The sequence below is a fragment of the Saccharomonospora iraqiensis subsp. iraqiensis genome, assembly GCF_000430445.1.
In the GTDB taxonomy this organism is placed as follows: Bacteria; Actinomycetota; Actinomycetes; order Mycobacteriales; family Pseudonocardiaceae; genus Saccharomonospora; species Saccharomonospora iraqiensis.
This window is the reverse complement of record NZ_AICW01000128.1, coordinates 1-1,338: the sequence shown is the minus strand read 5'-3', so window position 1 is coordinate 1,338 and position 1,338 is coordinate 1. Positions and strand designations below refer to the sequence as shown.

Below are 1,338 nucleotides of genomic sequence, written 5' to 3'. Positions count from 1 at the left end.
CGGTCCCCGCCGTTCCCGTCGCCCGCCGCCGGGCGGGCGGCCGGTACGGGGCGGGCGCGGGCAGCCGCATGAGACGCCCGAACTTACCCGGTCCCTGGGTGCGCAGCGCCGCCACGGCCTCGGGTTCGTGGCGGGCACAGTTCGCCAGCAGCCCGAACAGCAGCATGGTCACCACGAGCGAGGTGCCGCCGTAGGAGATCATCGGCAGGGTCACGCCGGTCACCGGCAGCAGCCCGACCACGTATCCGATGTTGACCGACGCCTGGGCGACCATCCACGTCGTGAGGGTGCCCGCCACGATGCGGATCCACGGGTCGAGGTTGCGCATCGCGATTCGCAGGCCGACGAACGCCAGCAACCCGAACAGCCCCAGTACCACCAGGCAGCCGACGAGGCCGAGCTCCTCACCGAGCAGCGCGAAGATGAAGTCGTGCTGCACGTTCGGCAGGTACATCCACTTGGACTGGCCCTGACCGAGGCCCTTGCCGAACAGTCCGCCGTCCGCCAGCGCGTACAGCGCCTGGTTGGCCTGCATGCCGTCGCCCTGGGGATCCGCCTCGGGATCGAGGAAGGCCTTGATCCGGTCGAACCGGTAGTCGGCCACCAGCGCCAGCACCACCGCCCCGACCACGGCCCCGACGAGCAGCATCGTGAACAACCGCAGCGGTGCCCCGGCGAACCAGAGCAGCGCCAGCAGCACCACGCCGAGGGTGATCGTGCCACCCAGATCCGGCTGGGCCATCACCAGCGCGAACATCAGCAACGCGGCGGGGACGACGGGCACCAGCAGGTGACGCCACCGGTGCAGCACCTCGTACTTGACCACGAGGATGTGCGCGCCCCACAGCGCCAGGGCCACCTTGGCGATCTCCACGGGCTGCAGGGACAGTCCCCCGACCACGAACCACCCCTGGGAGCCGTACTGCTCCGAGCCGAGCGGGGTCAGCACGAGCGCCAGCAGCCCGAGGCACACGACCATGGCCGTGGACGAGAGGGCACGGACCACCCGCAACGGGGTCCGGACCCCGAGCCAGAAGGCCACCGCGCCGACACCGACGAACGCCACGTGCCGGGTGAACATCGCGTACACGGTGCTGTCGCTGCCCGGGCTGGAGGACGACACCGACGAGGCGGACAACACCATCACGATCCCGAGCAGCCCGAGGGTGCCGCACAGCGCCAGGATGAGGTGGAAGTCGGCGAGCGGTCGGGACAGCCACGCCGTCAGCGCGTTGTTCGATCCGGTCCGCCGGTCGGACCTGCGGCCGTCCCCGCGCGCCCCGGTACGGGGGGCGGCGGAGCGGAAGCCACCGGACCCGCGCCCCCGGGGGGCGGCCC

General features: G+C 71.7%; 1 protein-coding gene. It reads right to left on the bottom strand.

Going from position 1 to position 1,338, the window contains the following annotated elements; all coding sequences use genetic code 11:
* On the bottom strand, nt 1-1,338 hold a 1,338-nt coding region (gene ftsW / locus ACTIR_RS0100080; RefSeq protein WP_411431302.1), incomplete at both ends, for a putative lipid II flippase FtsW.